Here is a 470-nt window from a genome sequence, read left to right as displayed (position 1 = left end):
AAATACCACTACCTGGCCAACCAGCAGCAGACCGACGGCGATTACGGTCTCTACCGCATCGACATCAGCCCGCAGGGCGGCGGGCCCGGCCCGCATTTCCACCGGACCATGTCGGAGGCGTTCTTCGTCCTGTCGGGCACCGTCGAGCTCTACGACGGAAACGACTGGGTGGACGGCAACCAGGGCGACTTCCTGTATGTTCCACCGGGCGGAATCCACGGCTTCCGCAATGTGGCCGACGCGCCGACATCGCTTTTGATGTTGTTTGCTCCGGGCGCGCCGCGCGAGGCCTATTTCGAAGGGTTCGCCCAGTTGGCCGACCTCAACGATGAGGAACGCGCCGAGTGGTTCATCAAGAACGACAACCACTTCCTCTGAGCGACACGCCCGGGGCTTTCCTGCAGAGATGCGCCAGCGTAACGCGCTGGCCTAGACTGCATTCCGACTGAGAGGAGTCCTCGGGTGCGGGC

1 protein-coding gene is annotated in these 470 nt (G+C 63.4%); it reads left to right on the top strand.

The annotated features are described in order from the left end of the window. The coding region (locus RNB18_RS51455; RefSeq protein WP_311720988.1) for a cupin domain-containing protein at positions 1-378 on the top strand (378 nt) is incomplete at its 5' end. Positions 379-470 lie beyond the last annotated feature (92 nt).

The organism is Streptomyces doebereineriae (genome assembly GCF_031845645.1).
GTDB classification, from domain to species: domain Bacteria; phylum Actinomycetota; class Actinomycetes; order Streptomycetales; family Streptomycetaceae; genus Streptomyces; species Streptomyces canus.
The sequence above is the reverse complement of the archived record's forward strand: the minus strand, read 5'-3'. Positions and strand labels throughout refer to the sequence as shown.